1 protein-coding gene and 1 pseudogene are annotated in these 3,176 nt (G+C 67.2%); both read left to right on the top strand.

Annotation, left to right across the window (positions count from 1 at the left end):
• A pseudogene (locus BHQ40_RS24355) lies at positions 1 to 201 on the top strand (tail tape measure protein); the annotation flags it as partial.
• A gap of 607 nt (positions 202 to 808) precedes the next feature.
• Positions 809 to 3,118, top strand: coding sequence for a DUF2460 domain-containing protein (locus tag BHQ40_RS24350; protein WP_070158268.1), 2,310 nt, complete (start codon positions 809 to 811; stop codon positions 3,116 to 3,118).
• The last annotated feature ends 58 nt before the right edge of the window (positions 3,119 to 3,176 follow it).

Raw genomic sequence — 3,176 nt, 5'->3', positions numbered from 1 at the left:
CGCGGCTATCTGGTCGGCGAGCGCGGGCCGGAGCTGTTCGTGCCGACGAGCAGCGGGCGGGTGGTGCCGTCCGGCGCTGGCGGTGCGCGCGACGTGCGGGTGACGGTGAATGTGAATGCGGCGGGCGGTGAGGCTCCGCAGGCGCTGGCGCGCAGCGCGCGGCAGGTGGCGCGGGCGGTGCGGGGGGCTTTGGGGGAGTAGGGTTCAAACAATTCGATCGTCATTCCCGCGAAAGCGGGAAGCTATCTCCGGCCTTCTCCGCTTGTGCATGGTTGGGAGATGGGTCCCCGCTTCCGCGGGGATGACGATCAGGAGAGAAAAACCCGTCATCCCGGACTTGATCCGGGACCCATCTCGCCCTGGGCACGGGGTGGATGTGGGGAGAGATGGGTTCCGGCTTGCGCCGGAATGACGGGGATTAGATGCGGCGCGAAGCCCGCGCAAATCTTCGGCGGCTCTTTGGTGTGGTGGGGTGAGGGGGATTTGTTCCCTTACATCGTCCCCCTGTGTTGCGGGGGGAGATGGGTTCCCGCGTTGACCTACGGTCGCCCATCGGGTCGCGGGAATGACGGTGTTTTGCATAATCAACTCGTCATCCCCGGACTTGATCCGGGACCCATTTCGCCTTGGGCACGGGCTGGGCGTGGGGAGAGATGGGTTCCGGCTTGCGCCGGAATGACGAGGGGTGGAGGCGTCTCTACCGGGTCCGGTTGTGCATCGTTGAGAGATGGGTTCCCGCCTTCGCGGGAATGACGAGGGGAAGGGGTGCGTCTTGCTCTCTTCCGGGGAGTTTAGGGGGGAGCATCGCATGACCTACTGGCTGGCGGATGTGCGGCGGGGGCAGGAGGTGGGGCGGGTCAAGCGGTTTGCGCCGATGCTGTGGACCGTCAACTTTCCCCGACCGGTGATGGCCAGCGTGGTGACGATGGGCGCGGATGACCTGCGGGTGGATGCGGTGTTTTACGGGTCGGGCGATCTGGCGGGGCTGATCTGGGATGCGGAGGACCATTGGGACCATCCATTGCTCGCCTATGCGACGGACCGGGATTTCCGGAACTGCGTGCTGCGCTTCCGGTGGCGGAGCGGGGGGATAAAGCCGCTCGACGCGGTGCATGGTCCGACGCTGACGATCAAGGGGCGGGATGCGGGCGGAGCGCCGCGCACCTGGTATGTGCGCTTGTGGAACTATGCCGATGGCGATCCCGATGACGCGCAGGTCGTGCTGGATTTTGCGGCGCTGAACGGCGGCTTTTTGCTGCCGGGGGAGGCAGACCCGGTGTGGGCGGGGGATGTCGACCGGATGTTCATCTCGCTGGTGCCGCCCGCCTATGATGCGGGCGAGACGGTGTTCGCCACGCCTGCGCAGGGGTGGGCGGAACTGACGGATATGCGCTGCGACGGATCGGGGTCTGTGCTCGACATTGGCGACGTGATGATGCCCGAACATGGGCTGTCGATGGCCACCGGATATGATGACGGATGCAACCAGACGCCGGAGCGAATGCTGCGCAGCATCATGGCGCTGGGCTATCGCGGGGACGTCAACCACTATGTGGGGATGAGCCATTATTTCCGGCTGGATGCTGCGGGCAAGGCGACGCTCAGCGGTGGGGCGCTGAACGGGCCGTGCGCGGCGTGGCATGCGGATTTCGGGAGCCGAGCGAAGGCGCTGGGGTTCGGGATCATCTGGTCGCTCTCCTATGAATTGCTGGACGTGCATTGCCCGGAGGCGTGGAAGCAGCGGGCGGCCAATGGCGACCGGGCGCTGACCGGATGGGACCCGCCATCGACCCTGCTGTCGCCCGCCAATGGGAGCGCGATGGGATATTTGCAGGCGGTCGCGCGGGCGTTCGTTGGCATCGCCAATGCTGCGGGATTGCCGGTCAAGTTTCAGGTCGGGGAGCCGTGGTGGTGGACCATCCCCGCCGACGGGCGGATATGCCTGTATGACGATGCGGCGCGGGCGGCGTTCGGCGGATCGCCGGTCGTGATAGCCGATGTGCGCGGGGTGTTGAGCGATCCGCAGAAGGCGTTGCTGGATGCGGCGGGGGTGGTGCTGGCGAACTCCACGGCGGCGCTGTGCGATGCGGTGCGCGATGTTGCGCCGGGGGCGGTCATGCATCTGCTGACCTATCTGCCGACCGTGCTGGACCTGGCGGCGCCGGAGGCGAAGCGCGCGAACATGCCGTTGGGGTGGGCAAGCCCGGCCTTCGACGTGCTGCAGCTTGAGGATTATGACTGGGTGACGCAGGGGCGTTCCGGGCAGACGGCGCGGGGCGTGGAGCAGGCGACGGTGCGGCTGGGATACCCGATTGCTGCGCAACATTATTTTTCGGGCTTCGTCTTGCGGGCCGAGGATGCCGCGCAATGGGCGCGGATTTCGGACGCGGCGGAGGCGTCGGTCGCGCGCGGGACGGCGGCGACCTTCATCTGGGCGCTGCCGCAGGTCGCGCGCGACGGGTTCACTTTCTTCCGCAATTGGGAGGCGCAGATGCAGGCTTTCGACGATGTGCATTTCCCGATCGCGATCGGGCGCGAGGCGAGCCTGTCGCCGGCCTTCTCCACGCAGACGGTGGAGAGTCCTTCGGGGCATGAAAGGCGGTCGAGCGACTGGGCGGATGCGCGCCTGTCCTTCGACGCCGGGCCGGGAGTGCGGTCGGAGGCGGACATGGCGATGCTGGCCGGATTCTTCCGGGCGCGGCGGGGCGCGGCGCGGGGTTTCCGCTTCACCGACCCGTTCGACAATGGGAGCGGTGATGTGGGGGAAACGCCGACGCCGATGGATCAATATCTGGGTACCGGCGACGGCGTGGCGAGCCAGTTCCCGCTCTGCAAATATTATGGCGAGGGCGTGGACGGGCAAAGGCGCGCCATCACCCGGCCGGTGGCGGGCACCATTCGCGTGTCGGTGAACGGCACGGAACGGCTGACCGGATGGACCCATATCGGCAAGGGGGTGATCGCGTTCGACACGGCCCCGGCGAGCGGCGCGGCGATCCGGGCGGGTTTCTATTTCGATGTGCCGGTGCGGTTCGCGTCTGACCGGCTGGAGATCAGCCGCGCGACCTTTGCCGCCGGGGAAGCGCCGTCCGTGCCGCTGGTGGAGATACGCGAATGAGCGCGGCGCGGGAGATATTGGCGCAGGAGTTGGCGGCTCTCGCTTTCTGCTGGCGGCT

The organism is Sphingobium phenoxybenzoativorans, assembly GCF_001757355.1.
GTDB lineage: Bacteria > Pseudomonadota > Alphaproteobacteria > Sphingomonadales > Sphingomonadaceae > Sphingobium > Sphingobium phenoxybenzoativorans.
Note: the sequence above shows the minus strand (reverse complement) of the source record. Positions and strands in the feature narration are given on the sequence as shown.